A 16,158-nucleotide genomic window follows, 5' to 3' on the forward strand; every position below is an offset into this window, starting at 1 on the left:
TATGGGTGAGTCAGTGTCGGCCCGGAACATCCGGGCCGCGTTCGAAGAATTCCGGTTGCGCCGCGACGATCCGCGGCAGGTCGTCGAGCACCCCGCCGAGGTGCGTGCGCATCGCCAACTCAGCCGCGCGCGCGTCTCCGGCCGCCACCGCGCCGGCGATCTGCCGATGCTGGCGGACCAGCCTGTCGCGAGGGAACTCGGACGCCGTCAGGTAGCGGACGCGGTCCATGTGCAGCTTGATTGGCTGTAGGTGCATCCAGGCACCGGCCTTGCCTGCAGCCTCGGCGAGCGTCCTGTGGAACAGCTCGTCGAGTTGCAGGAAGGCCTCCGTGTCTCCGCCCAGCAGGCTCGCCTGCTGCTCGATCTGGCGCTCAAGCTCGTCGGCCAGCGCCCGGTTCGCCGTGGTGGCGGCAAGCCGCACGATGTCGGCCTCGACCGCCTCCCGCACGAAACGCGAGATCTCGACCTCTCCGATGTCGATCTTGAGCACGAACGTGCCGCGCTGCGGCCGGATCTCGACCAGCCGCTCGGCGGCCAGCCGGATGAACGCCTCGCGCACCGGCTGACGCGACATGCCGTAGGCCGAGGCGATTTCCTGCTCGGAAAGGCGGGTGCCCGGAGGCAGCTCGGCCCGCATGATCCGCTCGCGCAGCGCCGCAATCAGCTGAACGCCGATTGGTGCTGTCGCATTGATCGCGAGTATCCGCTCGTGGGCCGTCGTGCTCATCTAATCTACGCCCTTTCCGGCATGGCGACCATGGTAGTGGCCTACTACCATACTTGTCAACTCCTCTGTTGCCTGCTACGCGGGTGGCAACAGAGGAGAATGGTGATGCGACAGACGTGGCGCTGGTTTGGACCCGCAGATGGCGTGAAAATCGACGATATGCTGCAGGCCGGGGTCGAGGGCGTCGTCTCGGCGCTGCATCACGTGCCGACAGGGACGGTCTGGTCGTCGGAGGAGATCGCCCGGCGGCAAAAGCTGATTGCCACCCGCGCCGACGGCTCCGCATCCGGCCTCGCCTGGGAGGTGGTGGAGAGCCTTCCGGTGTCGGAGGACATCAAGAAGCAGAAGGGCGACTGGCGGGAACACGTCGACGCCTATCGAGAGAGCCTCGCGAACCTTGCCGCGGCGGGCCTCGAGGTCATCTGCTACAACTTCATGCCGGTTCTGGACTGGACGCGCACGGACCTTGCCTATCGCGTCCACCACGGCGGGACCGCGATGCGCTTCGACCTGATCGACTTCGCCGCCTTCGACATCCACATCCTGCGCCGCGAGGGCGCGGCCGATAGCTTCTCGAAGGGGGTGGCCGAGGAGGCGGAGCGTCGCTTTGCGGCCATGGACGAGGACCGCCGCATGGCGCTTGCCACCAACGTCGTCTTCGGCCTGCCGGGTGCTGCGGAGCACTTCACGATGGACGATGTCCGGCGCCACATCGCCGAGTACGCCGACGTGCCCCCCGAAGACTTGCGCCGGCACCTCGTCGACTTCCTCGCGGAGGTCGTGCCGACGGCCGAGCGTCTGGGGCTGCGCCTCTGCTGCCACCCCGACGACCCGCCGTTCCCGCTACTGGGCCTGCCGCGGGTCATGTCGACGGAGAGTGACTACCAGGCGGTGATGGAGGCCGTGGACAGCCCCGCAAATGGCATCACGCTCTGCTCCGGCTCGCTCGGCGCGCGGCCGGACGTGGACATCCCTGGCATGATGGAGCGGCTGGGCGACCGGGTACACTTCCTGCACATGCGCAACGTGTCACGAGAGTCCGAAGGCACGCCCTGCTCGTTTCACGAGGCGGAGCATCTGGGCGGCGACACCGACATGGTGGCCTTCATCGCTGCGGTGCTGCGGGAAGAGGCGCGGCGGCGCGCAGCCGGGCGCCATGACGTCTCGATCCCGTTCCGCCCCGATCACGGTCAGGACATTCTCGACGACCTTTCCCGCAAGGCGCAGCCGGGCTATCCCGCGATCGGGCGCCTGAAGGGCCTGGCCGAGCTGCGAGGCATCATGACGGCGCTGGATCATCCCATCCACGGCCTCGGACACTGAGGGCGCCATGACCGACCGGATGCAGGTCCTCGCGATCGGCGAGTGCATGATCGAGATGTCGGGTGGGGCCGACGGCACGTGGCGCCTCGGCTTCGCCGGCGACACGTTGAACACGCTCTGGTATGTGCGTGCCGGCCTCGACCCGAAGGACGGACCGGTTGGCTATTTCACCGCGCTTGGGGACGATCACTTTTCGGACCGGATCTTGGCTTTTCTGAAGCTCAACGGCATCGAGACCCGCCTGATCCGGCGGCTCGAGGGGCGCAGGCCCGGTCTCTATCTGATCGAGCAGCGCGAAGGGGACCGACACTTCACCTACTGGCGCGAGACATCGGCGGCACGGCAACTGGCCGACGATGAGGCCACCGTCGCGGCGGCGATGAAAGCGGCCGAAGCGATCTATTTCTCCGGGATCACGCTTGCGATACTGAAGCCCGATGCGCGGGCGCGGCTGATCGCGCTGGCGTCGACGGCGCGGCGGCAGGGCAAGCTTGTCGCCTTCGACCCGAACATCCGCCCGGCATTGTGGGAGAACGTCGAGGTCATGCGCCAGACACTCATGACCGCGGCGGGAGCGGCCTCGATACTGCTGCCGAGCTTCGACGACGAGCGACGGATATTCGGCGACGCCACGCCGGGCGCTACGGCTGCGCGCTACCACGACGCCGGTGCTGACGAAGTGGCGGTAAAGGACGGCGGCGCACCTGTTTTGATCAGTCGGGACGGACGCAGCCGCGACGTGCCGGTGCCGCAGGCGGCGCAGGTGATCGACCCGACCGGCGCGGGAGATTCCTTCAATGGTGCCTACCTAGCGAGCCGCCTCGGCGGGGCGGAGCCGGAGGAGGCCGCAGTTGCCGGCATCGAGATGGCGGCCAAGGTCATCGCGCAGCACGGAGGCATCGTGCCGCTCGACGCCGCCAGGCGCTGGAGTTCCTGAGCGCGCGCGCTTCGGATGGACCCGCAGCGTCGCTCCGCAAGTTTGGCCGTGGGTGACGATATCCGGAGGATGAGCGCGCCGTGACCGAGACATTATCGAGTGATCTGCCGGACGGGCTGCAGGAGAGGATCCTTCGCGTCCTCGAACGCGCCTGCGACGAGGGCATCCTGCTGGCCACGGCCGAGAGCTGCACCGGCGGCCTGCTGGCTTCGCTCCTGACCGACGTCGACGGGTGCTCGCACGCCTTCGACCGCGGCTTCGTCGTCTATACCGACGAGGCAAAGCGGCAGATGCTGGGCGTGCCTGCCGACATGCTGGAGCGACACAGCGCCGTGTCCAAGCCGGTAGCCATTGCGATGGCGGAGGGAGCCATCGCGAGTTCAAGCGCCGAGATCGCCGTCTCGATCACCGGCTTCGCGGGTCCGGGCGGCGAGGGCGCCGAGGAAGGGCTGGTGCATTTCGGCTGCGCCCGGCGCGGCCGCGAGACGGTGCATCGGGAGGAACGGTTCGGCGCGCTCGGCCGCGGCGGCGTCCGATTGCGGTGCATTGAGACGGGAGTGACACTCTATGAGGAGATGATGACATGATCAGGACCGGACCGGAGCACTTTCGCTCGCTGCATCGCCACGGTTTCGTGCGGGTGGGCACCAGCACACCGAAGGTCCGGACGGCCGACGTCAGCTTCAATTGCGACGCGATTCTGGCGGAAGCGCGGCGGGCGCACGAGGCGCGGGTAGACCTGCTAGTGTATCCCGAGCTCTGCGTCTCGTCCTATGCGCTCGACGACCTGCACATGCAGACCGCGCTTCTGGACGCGGCCGAGGCGGCAGTAGGAGGGATTGTGGAGGAGAGCGGGAGCCTGTCGCCCGTGCTGCTGATCGGTGCGCCACTGCGGCACGGGGGGCGCATCTACAACTGCGCTCTTGCAGTGGCGCGCGGCGAGATCTTGGGCGTCGTCCCGAAACTCTTCCTGCCGAACTACCGCGAATACTACGAGAAGCGCTGGTTCGCGCATGGCCGGAGTATCGTCGGCCAGACGATGCACGTGGCGGACCGGGAAGTGCCCTTTGGCGGCGACCTGATCTTCGAGGCGCGCGACCTGCCGGGATTCACCTTCCACGTCGAGATCTGCGAGGACTATTGGGCACCGATTCCGCCGTCCTCGGCGGCGGCGCTGGCGGGAGCGGTGATCCTGACCAATCTCTCGGCCTCGAACATCGTGATCGGCAAGTCGGACGAGCGGCACATGCTCTGCCGGGCGCAGTCGCAGCGGGCGATGTCCGCCTACGCCTACTCCGCCGCCGGGCCGGGGGAGAGCACCACGGACCTCGCATGGGACGGGCAGGGGGCGATCTACGAGCTGGGCGACCTGATGGCGGACTCGCCGCGCTTCTCGCTGGAGCCGGTCCTTTGCATGGCCGACATCGACACGCAGCGCATCCTGAACGAGCGGATGCGGACCGGCACATTCGCCGACGCGGCCGAGCATGCGCACCGGCCCGAGCGGGCATTCCGCCGCATCGGCTTCGACCACCAGCCGCACTTCGAGGATGCAGGCCTGATCCGGCCGATCCGGCGCTTTCCCTACGTTCCGAACCGCAAGAGCCACCTCGACCTCGACTGCTACGAGGCCTTCAACATCCAGGTCGAGGGCCTGCGCCGGCGCTTCGAGGTGACGTCGGGCGAGCACATGGTGATCGGCGTCTCGGGCGGGCTCGACTCCACGCACGCGCTGATCGTGGCGGCCAAGGCCTGCGACGAGCTCGGCCTGCCGCGGACGAAAATCCTCGGCTACACGATGCCCGGTTTCGCAACCGGCGAGACTACCAAGAGCAACGCGTGGAAGCTGATGCGGGCCCTGGGCATTACGGCGGAGGAGATCGACATTCGGCCCGCGGCGACGCAGATGCTGAATGACATGGGCCATCCCTTCGCGGAGGGGGAGCCTGTCTACGACATCGCCTTCGAGAACGTGCAGGCGGGGCTTCGCACCGACTACCTCTTCCGCCTGGCGAACCAGCGGCGCGGCTTCGTGATCGGCACGGGCGATCTGAGCGAGCTGGCGCTCGGCTGGTGCACCTACGGCGTCGGCGACCAGATGAGCCATTACGCCGTCAACTCGGGCGTCCCGAAGACGTTGATCCAGTACCTGATCCGGTGGGTGGTGCGGACGAACCAGTTCGACCCGGCGACGGACGAGGTGCTGGAGGCGATCCTCGCGACCAAGATCTCGCCCGAGCTGGTGCCGGGCGACGAGGAGGAGATGCAGAGCACGGAGGACAAGATCGGCCCTTACGAGCTGCACGACTTCTTCCTGTTCCATACGATGCGCTACGGGCTGCCGCCGTCGAAGGTGGCTTTCCTCGCTTGGCACGCGTGGCGGGACATCGAGGCAGGGCTATGGCCGATCGAGTTCCCCGAGCACCTGCGGCGGGCCTACGACCTGCCGACGATCCGCAAGTGGCTGAGCTCGTTCCTCTGGCGATTCTTCGCGTTCAGCCAGTTCAAGCGCTCGGCGCTGCCGAACGGACCCAAGGTCTCGGCAGGCGGCTCGCTGTCCCCGCGCGGCGACTGGCGGGCGCCGTCCGATGCCAGTGCGGACGTCTGGCTGGACGAGCTGCGGCGGAACGTACCTGAGGCCTGAGCCTTAGACCGGTGTGGAATGCTCGTAGGGCGCCCTGTGATGCGGCGCCTTCTTGCCGTTCGTGCCGCGAGCACGGTGGGCGTCGGGCAGGTCCGGCGAGTTCGCGTCGATGAAGTCGAGGACAAGGGGCCTGATGTTCTTGCGCCACGAGCCGCCCGCGAAGATGCCGTAGTGGCCGGCACCGGGCTCAAGGTGGCTGGCCTTCTTGTGGTCCGGCAGGCCCGTCAGGAGATCGAGTGCCGCAAGGCACTGGCCGGGGGCGCTGATGTCGTCCTCCTCACCCTCGACAACCTTAACCGCGACGTCGGTGATCGCGCTGATGTCGACATGCCGACCGCCGATGGTGAAGGCGTTCCGGGCGATGTCGCGCCGCTTGAAGACGCGCTCGACCGTCGAAAGATAGAATTCAGCCGTCATGTCCATGACCGCGAGGTACTCGTCGTAGAAGCGGTTGTGGCGGTCGTGGTCCGCCGCCTCGCCCTTGGCCACGGCTATGATCTGGTCGCGGAAGGCTCGGCCGTGGCGCTCCGCATTCATCGCCATGAACGAGCTCAGCTGCAGCAGGCCCGGATAAACCATGCGGCCAACGCCAGCGTGCTTGAGGCCGACGCGCTGGATCGCAAGTTCCTCGAGCTGGCCCATTGTGACGCGGCTGCCGAAGTCCGTCACATCGGTGGCGGCGGCGTCGGGATCAATCGGCCCGCCGATCAGCGTGAGGGTCCGCGGCTGCGCCTTCGGGTCATCGCCCGCGAGCCACGCCGTGGCTGCAAGCGCCAGCGGCGCCGGCTGGCAGACGGCGATGACGTGAACGTCCGGCCCGAGGTGGCGCATGAAGTCCGCGAGGTAGAGGGTGAAATCCTCGACATCGAACTTCCCTTCGCTGACCGGAATTTCGCGAGCGTTGTGCCAGTCGGTGATCCACACCTCGGCGTCCGGCAGGAGGCTCGCCACCGTGGAGCGCAGCAGCGTCGCGTAGTGCCCTGACATCGGCGCGACGAGTAGGATGCGCCGAGGCTTTTCGTTCCGCTCCGCCACCCGGAAGCGGATCAGGTCGCCGAATGGCCGCTTCAGCTCCGTCTCCACCGAGACCAGCTTGTCGCGCCCGTCCTCGCCGACCACGGTGTCGATGCCCCAGTCCGGTTTGGCAACCATCCGCGAGAATGCGCGCTCGGTGACCTCGCCCCACGCCGCGAGCAGCGAGAAGGCCGGCGTCGGCACCAGCCCGGTGGCTGGGTACGATCCGATCGCCTGCGCCGTGGCGCCCAACCACGCGCTGGTGTTGCGCCAGCTCTCGATCAGATCGTAGGTCGCGATGTAGCGCATCTGGACTGCTCCTCTTAATCGCCACTCTTTGCCCAGCGCCGGTCGGCGGGCTAAGGTTGACCCTAGTGTCGCCGGCGACGCCCTGCCGACGGCCGCAATGCTGCACCTGCAAAAAGCTAGGCCGGATCATACCCGATGACAACTGAACAAAGTGGTACTCCCGCAAACCTCGACCGACTGAACGCGAACCTGGCGAGGGTCGAGGAGCTGTCGGCGCGGCTGGTCGCAGCGCTGTCGCGAAAGAAGACCGTAGATCCTGGCCTGCATGGGCCGGGGCAGGACCTCTTCATGAAGGCAACCTCGGCGTACATCGCCCAGATGATGAACAATCCGGGCAAGATCCTAGAGCATCAGATCGGCTACTGGGGCAAGGCGCTCAAGCACTACGTGGAGGCGCAGAACACGCTGGCGAAGGGCAACCTCTCGCCACCGGAGGATCACAGCCCGCGCGACCGGCGCTTCTCGAATCCGCTCTGGGACACCCACCCCTACTTCAACTACATCAAGCAGCAGTACCTGTTCTCGTCGGAGGCCATCGCACAGGCCGTGAAGGACCTCGAGGGTCTGGAGCCGCGTGACCGCAAGCGCGTCGAGTACTTCAGCCGCCAGATCATGGACATGTTCAGTCCGACGAACTTCCTCGGCACGAATCCGGAGGCGCTGAGCCGCGCGGCCGAAACGGAGGGGCAGAGCCTCGTCGACGGGCTCGAGAACCTCGTGCGCGACCTCGAGGCGAACGACGGCGACATAATGGTGACGCTGGCGGACCGTGACGCCTTCAAGGTGGGCGAGAACCTTGCCACGACCGAGGGCGCCGTCGTGTACCAGGATCGCCTCTTCGAATTGATCCAGTACGCGCCGCGCACCGAGAAGGTGCACAAGACGCCCCTCATCATTTTTCCGCCTTGGATCAACAAGTTCTACATACTGGACCTCAAGCCGCAGAACAGCCTGATCCGCTGGGTCCTCGATCAGGGCTACACCCTCTTCGTCGCCAGCTGGAAGAACCCGGACCCGAGCTACCGCGACGTCGGCCTCGGCGACTACATCGAGAACGGCTTCCTCAAGGCGATCGAGGAGGTCCAGGCCATCACTGGCGAGGAGCAGGTCAACGCGGTCGGGTACTGCATCGCCGGAACCACGCTGTCGCTGACACTGTCGCTGATGAAGAAGCGCAAGGACAAGCGGATCAAGTCCGCCACCTTCTTCACGACGCTGACCGATTTCGCTGATCAGGGGGAGGTCGGCGTGTTTCTCAGCGACGACTTCATCGACGGGATCGAGCGCGAGGTGAAGGAGAAGGGCATCCTCGATTCGTTCTTCATGAGCCGGACGTTCAGCTTTCTGCGCTCGAACGATCTCGTCTACGGGCCGGCCATCCGCAGCTACATGATGGGCGAGACGCCGCCCGCCTTCGACCTGCTCTACTGGAACGGGGACGGGACGAACCTGCCTGCCAAGATGTCGGTTGAGTACCTGCGCGACCTCTGCCAGGCCAACAAGTTCGCCAAGGGCGACCTGCGCCTCCTGGGCGAGACGCTGTCGCTAGCGGACGTCGACGTGCCGCTTTGCGCCATCGCCTGCGAGACCGATCACATCGCCTCGTGGCGGGCCAGCTTCGACGGCGTGCGCGCGATGGGCAGCCGGTCCAAAACCTTCATCCTGTCGGAGTCGGGCCACATCGCGGGTATTGTGAACCCGCCCTCGAAGAAGAAGTACGGCCACTGGACCAACGGCGACTGGTCTGGCGACTCCGATACATGGAAGATCGGGGCGCAGTTTCACGAAGGATCCTGGTGGCCGACCTGGAACGAGTGGCTCTCGAAGCGATCGGGCCGCAAGATCGATGCGCGGCAGATCGGCGATTCGAAACATCCCCAGCTCGCGGATGCTCCTGGAACCTACGTCGTCGGCGAACCGGCCGCCTAATTCCCTCTACGGAAACTTTTTGCCGCATCGCAGCACAAAATTCTTGAAATGCTGCGCTGCGGCAGGCATATGCTGGCCAAGGCAGACGGAACCAGCCGAACGTAGGAGCCAGCAGATGAACACGACGCAAGACTACACCAAGATGATGCAGGACATGATGGGCTCGTTCCCGATGGACATGTCGGCCTATCAGAACAGCTTCAAGACCTACGCCGCCTTCGGCGAAAAGTTCTCGAAGGTCGCGCTCGAGGCCGCCGAGAAGTCGAACGAGATCTCGTCCAAGTGGATGAAGGACACGCTTGCCAAGATGGGTGACATTGCCACCGTCAAGGAAGAGCCGACCGAGTACACGAAGGCCGTCTCCGACTACGCAACCGCGCAAGCCGAGATGAATGCCGAGACCGTGGCCGCCTTTGCGGAGATCGCGAAGAAGGTCCAGATGGAGACTGTCGAGCTGATGCTTGCCGCTGGCAAGGACGCGCAGGAAGATGCGACCGCCGCGATGAAGAAGGTCGGCGGCGAAGCCACCAGCGCCGCCAAGCGCGCCGCAAAGTAAACGCGAGACATCGCAATCCGGCTCGTCCTCCAGCCGGTGTGCGACGGGGCGGACCTCAGGGTCCGCCCTTTTTCATGTCCGGCCGCGCGGGCTTTTCTTTCGCCCGAAGCCGCCTTAAGCTTCGCTGCACCGCCGCAGATCGAAGGGTCGGACCTTGGCAGAACCCCCCAAACCGCTTCTAATCAAGCGCTACGCGAGCCGCCGTCTCTACAACACCGAGACGAGCGACTACGTAACCCTTGACGACATCGCGGCCTTCATCCGCAACGGCCGCGAGGTGCAGATCAAGGATCTGAAGAGCGGTGACGACGTCACCCGACAGTACCTCCTCCAGATCATCGCCGAGCACGAGAGCCGGGGCGAGAATGTCCTGCCACTCAACGTGCTGACGGACCTCGTGCGCAGCTACACGACCCAGGCGCAGAGCGTCGTGCCGCAATTCCTCGCAATGTCGTTCGACATGTTGCGCAAGGGCCAGACCAAGATGCTCGAGACGATGGTCGCGCCCATGGCAGGTACACCGGGCTACGACGCGATCCGCGCGCAGCAAGAAGCGTTCTTCAAGGCGATGACGGGCGGCATGGCCGGAACTTGGCCCCAATCGCAGCCGCCGAAGGACGAGGCGAAGTCCGAGCCGTCGGACCTTGCCGACATCAAGCGGCAGCTTGCCGAGCTGCAGGACAAGCTGTCAAAGTTGAGCTGACGCTCAGGCGACCTCGTTGAACACCTGATCGAGGGCGCCTTCCAGCTTCTCGAACATCTCGTCCATCTGCGCGTCGGTCATGATGAACGGCGGGCAGAGTACCACCGACTGGCCGAGGGGCCGGCAGATGAGGCCGTGGTCGGTGCAGGTGTTGGCGATGCGCTCGCTCACGCTCAGCTCCGACGCGAAAGGCGTTCGGTTCTCCTTGTCCGCCACCGCTTCGAGCGCGCCCATCAGTCCCTTGCCGCGCCACTCGCCGATGTTCGGCTTGCGGGCAAGCTCCGCCAGCCCTGCCTCGAACCGCGGAGTCAGGCGGCGCACATTTTCCAGGAGGCCATCGTCGAGGATCAGCTCGATCGCGGCGAGAGAGACCGCGCAGCCGACCGGGTGGCCGCTGGCGGTGAAGCCATGCGGAAATTCCTCGATCGCGTCGCTCGCCGCCTGCAGTCTGTCGGCGAGCTCGGGGCCGAGGATCACGGCTCCCATCGGGAAATACCCCGCGGTCATTGCCTTCGACGCAATGATCGCGTCGGGCATGAAGTCGTAGGTCTGACATCCCCACGCTTCGCCGGTCCGGCCAAAGCCGCAGATGACTTCGTCCGCGACCAGCGGGATGCCGTGTCGCTGCAGGACAGGTGCGATCGCTTGGAAATAGCCCTCGGATGGCGGGATGACACCGCCTGCACCCATGACCGGCTCGGCGACGAAGGCGGCGATCGTCTCGGCGCCCTCAAGCGAGATCGTCTCCTCGAGCTCCGCCGCCATGCGTGCGGTGAACTCCGCCTCGCTCTCGTCAAGCCGCCCCTCGCGCCAGTAGTGCGGGCAGGTCAGGTGGACGAAGCCGGGCAGGGGCAGCCCAAACACGCTGTTGTAGGCTTTGCCGGTCATCGACGAGGCGACGACGGTCACGCCGTGATAGCCATTGACCCGCGTCAGGATCTTGCGCTTCTCCGGCCGGCCCTCGGCGGCGTTGAGGAACCAGAGCATCTTGACCAGCGTGTCGTTCGCCTCGGACCCGCTGTTCGTGTAGAAGACGCGGCCGCGCTCGAACGGCGAGACCTCGATCAGGCGCTCCGACAGCATCACCGTCTGGTCCGACATCCGCCCGAAGAAGGCGTGGTAGCCGGGCAGTCGGTCGTATTGAGCCTTGGCCGCCTCAGCGAGCTTCGGGTTGTCGAAACCAGCGACCATGTTCCAGAGGCCCGAGTTCGCGTCGAGATAGCGCCGACCGCGGGTGTCGAAGATGTAGGGGCCCTCGCCGTGCGTGACGACGACGGTGCCGCGCCGGCGCACCGACGGCAGGTCGGTGAAGCCGTAGAACGAATTGGCCTCGGCCCGGCTCTCCCAGTCGTTCGGCTCGTCGCGCATGAGCGTCTCCTTTTCGCTCGGCACGCTAGTCCCGCGCGACGGCGGCTTCAATCAGGGAAGCGTTGCGTCAGGCGGCGCGCGCGGCCCCGGCGGCCGACGAGGCCGCAGCGACAACCGTATCGGCCACGCCCACACACGCTTCGGGCGAGAGACGCGCCGGCAGCCGGACGTCGCACGCCCGCATCAGCATCTCGCGCGTCTTCGGCAGCTCCGGCATGTGGCCAAGGAAGTGCCAGTTCCAGAAGGCGCGGGCGTTGTCGGGGCTGAGGCCGAAGACCTGCACCGCGACACCGCCTGCCGTGGCGGCCTCGGTGAAGCGGCGGACGCCGGCATCGTCCATGCCCAGCAGGTTGAACTGGATCGAATCCGGTGCGCGCAATTCGCCTTGCAACGGGATCGGCACGTCGAACCACGGAGACGCACGCAGTTTCGCCGCGACCAGATCGTGATTGCGCCTGCCGTCACGCACCCGACGCGGCAACTCGCCAAGCTGCGGGCGCACGACGGCAGCAGAAAGGTTCGACAAGCGTGTGTTGTAGAGCGGCAGCGCGTTCTGCCACCGCGCGAACGCCTCCTGCAGGACCGGATGCTTGCGCCAGTTGTGCTCGTAGGCGCCGGACATGATGATCGCCCGTGCGATCAGGTCCGGGTCGTCAGAAACGAGCATCCCGCCTTCGCCCGCGTTAAGCAGCTTGTAGGATTGGAAAGAGAAGCAACCGACCCGCCCAATCGTGCCGATGTTGCGTCCGCGCCAGATCGTGCCGAGCGAGTGTGCGGCATCCTCCACGACAGGCACGCCGGCCTCATCGGCGGCGGACATGATGGCCTCCATGTCCGAGGTATGGCCGCGCATGTGGCTGACGAGCACGGCGTCGGCGGAGGACAGCTTTGACCGGAAATCGCCGATATCGATGCGGTAGTCGCGCCCGCACTCGACGAGCACCGGTGTGCAGTCGGCGTGCAGGACGGCGGATGGCACCGCGGCGAAGGTGAACGCCGGCACCAGCACTCGCGCCCCGCGCGGCAGGTCGAGTGCCCTGAGCGACAGGAAGAGCGCGGCAGAGCAGGAGGAGACGGCGAGCGCGTAGCGCGACCCGATCAGCGACGCGAACTCGGCTTCGAGCAAGGCTGCCGGCGCATCCTGCGATGCAGTATAGCGAAAGAGGTCGCCCGATGTCAGCAGGCGCTCGATTTCTTCTCTGGCGGCATCGGGAATTGGCTCGGCGTCAAAGGCGCCAGGCTGAGATAGCATGTGATCGCGGTCCCCATGGTCGTGGCGCTCGAAGATTAACTTATGGAACGCTGCGTTGCGAACTCAAATGCCGAACCGGTCGCGCAGGGCGAACCATGTCATCGCCGCGGCGAGGAGAGGAGCTCGTGCCGCGGTACCCCCCGGGAAGGGCGGATTGGGAATTGCCGCCATTGCGTCGAAGCCGGCCGTTTCGCCTCGGATCGCCTCCGCGAGGATGCGTCCGGCCATCATCGCCATCGCCACACCGTGCCCAGAATAACCCGAGGCCGACCAGATGTCTCGCCCGGGCCGGGCGAAGAGCGGCATGCGCGAGCGCGTGATGGCCAGCGTGCCGCCCCAGGCATGCGTGATCTCCACCTGCCGAAGCTGCGGATAGATTGCACCGAGCCGGTGTCGCACCGGCGCGGCGATAGCTGCAGGAAAGCGGTAGCCGTAGCTCTCGCCGCCGCCGAAGAGCAGCCGCCCGTCATCCGTAGGCCGCCAGTAGTTGACCACGAAGCGGTCGTCGGCCACCGCCACCGGACGGGCGAGCGGCATCCGATCCCCGAGCGGCACGGTTGCTGCGACGAAGTTGTTGATCGGCATGACACGCGCGGCAATCGCGGGGGAAAGCTCTCCGAGATATCCGTTGCAGGCCAGCACAAGGGCGTCGGCACGCACGCAGCCTTGTGCCGTCACGGCCGTGGTGCCGTCCAGCCGAACGACGCGGCTCTGCTCGTGCAGCACGGCGCCAGCCTCGTCGGCCAGCCGTGCGACGCCCAGCGCGAGACGCAGGGGGTGGACATGGCCGGCGCCCCAGTCGATCGTGCCGCCGGCGAAGACCTCGCTCCCCGTCAGGTTGGTGATCTCCTCCCGGTCGAGCGGCTCGACGAGATTATAGTCGTAGCCTGCCGCCAGCCACTCGCCATAGGCTCGCGCAGCCGCGGCCTCGCGTTCGGTGCGGGCGGCGGCGGCGACCCCCGGCCGCCAGCCCGCCTGAACCTCGGGCCACTCCGAGACGCCCCGGACCAGGCGCTTCGCGTCCTCCGCGATATCCCAGAGCCGCCGCGCGAGATTCGGCCCCAGACGTGCCTCGAGCGCGTCATGGTGGAGTCGCTGTCCGCTGCCGACCTGGCCGCCGTTGCGGCCCGAGGCGCCGAAGCCGATCCTCTGCGCCTCGAGCAGCACCACGCGCGCGCCCGTACGCGCAAGGTGCCAGGCGGTGGAGAGCCCGGTGTAGCCGCCGCCGATGACGCAGACGTCCGCGCGGACGTCTCCAGCGAGCGGTGGGCGCGGGCGCAGGTCTCCGGCTGTCTCGGCGTACCAGCTGCGCGGGTGCTCGCCAGGCCGGTCGTTCGCGTCGAGCAGGTTCATACGTTGAGCAGCAGGTGCTCCCGCTCCCAGGGGGAGATGACCTGCAGGAACTCGCGGTATTCGAGCTCCTTCACGTTGGTGTAGATGCGGGCGAAGCCAGCGCCCAGCACCTCGTGCATCTGATGCGCCGCGCCGAATAGGTCGAGCGCGTCGCCTAGCCCCCTGGGAATTGCCGCGTCGCGCGTATAGGCGTCCCCGCCGAAGGGCTCACCCGGCAGCTCGCGCTCGACCAGCCCGAGATAGCCGCAGGCGAGGGAGGCCGCGATCCCGAGGTAGGGATTGCAGTCCATCCCCGCGAGCCGGTTCTCGACCCGCCGCGCCGCTGGTTCCGAGACCGGCACTCTGATCCCGGTCGTGCGGTTGTCGCGCCCCCATTCGAGGTTGATGGGCGCCGCGAAGTCGGGAACGTAGCGACGGTAGGAGTTCACGTAGGGCGCCAGGACTGCGATGACGCTCGGCAGGTGCTTCTGCATTCCGGCGATGAAGTGCAGGAACTCCGGCGTCTCCGCGCCGTCCTCGGTCGAGAAGATGTTGCACCCCGTCGCCACGTCGACCACCGAATGGTGCATGTGCATGGCGCTGCCGGGCTCGTCCTGGATCGGCTTCGCCATGAAGGTGGCGAAGCCGTCGTGCCGCAGCGCGGCCTCGCGGATTAGGCGCTTGAAGAAGAAGATCTCGTCGGCCAGCTTTATCGGATCGCCGTGCCGCAAGTTCATCTCGACTTGACCAGCGCCGCCCTCCTGCAGGATTCCGTCGATCTCGAAGCCCTGCGCCTCGGCAAAGCTGTAGATGTCGTCGATCACGGGGCCGTATTCGTCGACGGCGCTCATGGAGTAGGCCTGACGCGCGGCGGCGCGGCGGCCGGTGCGGCCGAGCGGCGGCTCGATCGGCTGGTTCGGGTCGACGTTCCGCGCGACGAGGTAGAACTCCATCTCCGGCGCCACGATCGGGTGCCAGCCGCGGGCGTTGTAGAGGTTCACGACGCGCCGCAGCACGTTGCGCGGCGCGATCGGCCAAGGGTGGCCGTCCTGGCCGCAGATGTCGTGGATCACCTGCAGCGTCATGTCCTGCGCCCAGGGCGCGGCAGTCGCGGTCTCGAAGTCGGGGGTCAGGATCAGGTCGGGCTCGGTGAACGCGTCCTGACCGTCGTCGGCCCAGTCGCCGGTGATCGTCTGGAGGAAGATCGAGTTCGGCAGGTAGAAGCGCGTCTGGTGCGCGAACTTGGCCGCCGGCATCGCCTTGCCGCGGGCGATCCCGCTCAGATCGGCGACGATGCACTCGACCTCATCGACGCGCCGCCCGTCGAGATAGTTGCGTGCCGCTTCCGGCAACCTGTCGAGCCAGCTCATGCATGCTCCTTGAGGAAGGTGGCCAGCCGTTCGGCCATCGCGGCGCGATCCATCGGCCGGTCGAGGCCGTCCGTCGCCGCGTCGAGCAGGCCGTCCGGAACCGTGCCCCGGCCGCGGTGCTCAATCAGGCCGCGCACGGTCGCCGCGTCGAACTCCGGGTGCGGCTGGATAGTGAGGATGCCGTCGTAAAGCAGCGCGGCGTTTGCGCAGAAGTCGCTGTGGCCGACCACCTGCGCCTCGCGTGGCACCTCGACCACCTGGTCCTGGTGCCACGCGGGCACCCGGTAGTCACGTCCCTCGATCGTGTAGGTCTGCGGCCCGACAGACCAGCCGCCCGCGAACTTCTCCACCTTGCCACCCAAGGCCTGCGCCACGATCTGGTGGCCGAAGCAGATGCCGACGAGCGGCCGGTGAACATCGCGGATGTCGCGGATCAGCGCCTCCAGCCGTGGGATCCACGGCAGATCGTCATAGGCGCCGTGCCGCGAGCCGGTGATGAGCCAGCCCTCGGCGGACTCGGGTCCGTCGGGAAACACGCCGTCGACGACGTTCCAGGTCGTGAAGGTCAGGCCGTGGCCGCCGAGAAGTCGCTGGAACATCTCATCATAGTCGCCGTTCTCTGCGCGGACGGGATCGGCGGCGTGGCCGGTCTGCAGGATGCCGATGTGCATGGGTCACCGTAATTGGACGGGCC

Annotated in this window: 14 protein-coding genes; 7 read left to right on the top strand and 7 right to left on the bottom strand. The window is 66.7% G+C overall.

The window, feature by feature from the left end:
* Positions 1-10 precede the first annotated feature (10 nt).
* Positions 11-727 (bottom strand): GntR family transcriptional regulator, encoded by a 717-nt coding sequence (locus tag JM664_RS07120; protein WP_227419227.1) that lies wholly within the window; start codon positions 725-727, stop codon positions 11-13.
* A 105-nt stretch (positions 728-832) separates the two neighbouring features.
* On the opposite strand from JM664_RS07120, the gene uxuA reads away from it, so the two are divergent.
* The 4 genes from uxuA to JM664_RS07140 all read left to right on the top strand — a co-directional run bounded on the left by uxuA (position 833) and on the right by JM664_RS07140 (position 5,631).
* Complete coding sequence (gene uxuA, locus JM664_RS07125; protein WP_227419228.1) at positions 833-2,050, top strand: mannonate dehydratase; 1,218 nt, start codon at positions 833-835, stop codon at positions 2,048-2,050.
* A gap of 7 nt (positions 2,051-2,057) precedes the next feature.
* The gene (locus tag JM664_RS07130; protein WP_227419229.1) at positions 2,058-2,987 is read left to right on the top strand and encodes a sugar kinase; all 930 of its coding nucleotides are present in this window, start codon (positions 2,058-2,060) and stop codon (positions 2,985-2,987) included.
* An 80-nt stretch (positions 2,988-3,067) separates the two neighbouring features.
* Positions 3,068-3,574 (top strand): CinA family protein, encoded by a 507-nt coding sequence (locus tag JM664_RS07135; RefSeq protein ID WP_227419230.1) that lies wholly within the window; start codon positions 3,068-3,070, stop codon positions 3,572-3,574.
* Positions 3,571-5,631: an NAD(+) synthase gene (locus tag JM664_RS07140; protein ID WP_227419231.1), complete on the top strand. Its 2,061-nt coding sequence runs from the start codon at positions 3,571-3,573 to the stop codon at positions 5,629-5,631. Before JM664_RS07135 ends, JM664_RS07140 begins: the two co-directional genes overlap by 4 nt.
* 3 nt (positions 5,632-5,634) lie before the next feature.
* Here JM664_RS07140 and phaZ read toward each other — a convergent pair whose 3' ends face one another.
* Positions 5,635-6,954 carry a polyhydroxyalkanoate depolymerase gene (gene phaZ, locus JM664_RS07145; RefSeq protein WP_227419232.1) on the bottom strand — a complete coding sequence of 440 codons (1,320 nt, stop codon included), beginning with the start codon at positions 6,952-6,954 and terminating at the stop codon, positions 5,635-5,637.
* Positions 6,955-7,089: 135 nt separating this feature from the next.
* Here phaZ and JM664_RS07150 point away from each other — a divergent pair, with 135 nt between their 5' ends.
* From JM664_RS07150 to phaR, 3 genes are all read left to right on the top strand, one after another.
* Positions 7,090-8,883, top strand: a complete 1,794-nt coding sequence (locus JM664_RS07150; protein WP_227419233.1) for a PHA/PHB synthase family protein — start codon at positions 7,090-7,092, stop codon at positions 8,881-8,883.
* 115 nt (positions 8,884-8,998) lie between these two features.
* Positions 8,999-9,439: a phasin family protein gene (locus JM664_RS07155; protein WP_227419234.1), complete on the top strand. Its 441-nt coding sequence runs from the start codon at positions 8,999-9,001 to the stop codon at positions 9,437-9,439.
* 154 nt (positions 9,440-9,593) lie between these two features.
* Positions 9,594-10,142, top strand: a complete 549-nt coding sequence (phaR, locus tag JM664_RS07160; protein ID WP_227419235.1) for a polyhydroxyalkanoate synthesis repressor PhaR — start codon at positions 9,594-9,596, stop codon at positions 10,140-10,142.
* Positions 10,143-10,145: 3 nt separating this feature from the next.
* Here the strand turns inward: phaR and JM664_RS07165 are convergent, their stop codons facing one another.
* From JM664_RS07165 to JM664_RS07185, 5 genes are all read right to left on the bottom strand, one after another.
* Entirely contained in the window at positions 10,146-11,510 is a 1,365-nt protein-coding gene (locus JM664_RS07165) for an aminotransferase (RefSeq protein WP_227419236.1), read from the bottom strand.
* A gap of 67 nt (positions 11,511-11,577) precedes the next feature.
* The gene (locus JM664_RS07170) at positions 11,578-12,762 is read right to left on the bottom strand and encodes a DegT/DnrJ/EryC1/StrS family aminotransferase (protein WP_227419237.1); all 1,185 of its coding nucleotides are present in this window, start codon (positions 12,760-12,762) and stop codon (positions 11,578-11,580) included.
* A gap of 63 nt (positions 12,763-12,825) precedes the next feature.
* Entirely contained in the window at positions 12,826-14,115 is a 1,290-nt protein-coding gene (locus JM664_RS07175; protein ID WP_227419238.1) for an NAD(P)/FAD-dependent oxidoreductase, read from the bottom strand.
* A complete protein-coding gene (locus tag JM664_RS07180) occupies positions 14,112-15,464 on the bottom strand; it encodes a glutamine synthetase family protein (RefSeq protein ID WP_227419239.1) in 1,353 nt (450 codons plus the stop codon). The genes JM664_RS07175 and JM664_RS07180 overlap by 4 nt, the downstream gene beginning before the upstream one ends.
* A complete protein-coding gene (locus JM664_RS07185) occupies positions 15,461-16,135 on the bottom strand; it encodes a type 1 glutamine amidotransferase (RefSeq protein ID WP_227419240.1) in 675 nt (224 codons plus the stop codon). Before JM664_RS07185 ends, JM664_RS07180 begins: the two co-directional genes overlap by 4 nt.
* Positions 16,136-16,158: the final 23 nt, after the last annotated feature.

The organism is Roseitranquillus sediminis (assembly GCF_016918935.1).
In the GTDB taxonomy this organism is placed as follows: Bacteria; Pseudomonadota; Alphaproteobacteria; order Rhodobacterales; family Rhodobacteraceae; genus Roseitranquillus; species Roseitranquillus sediminis.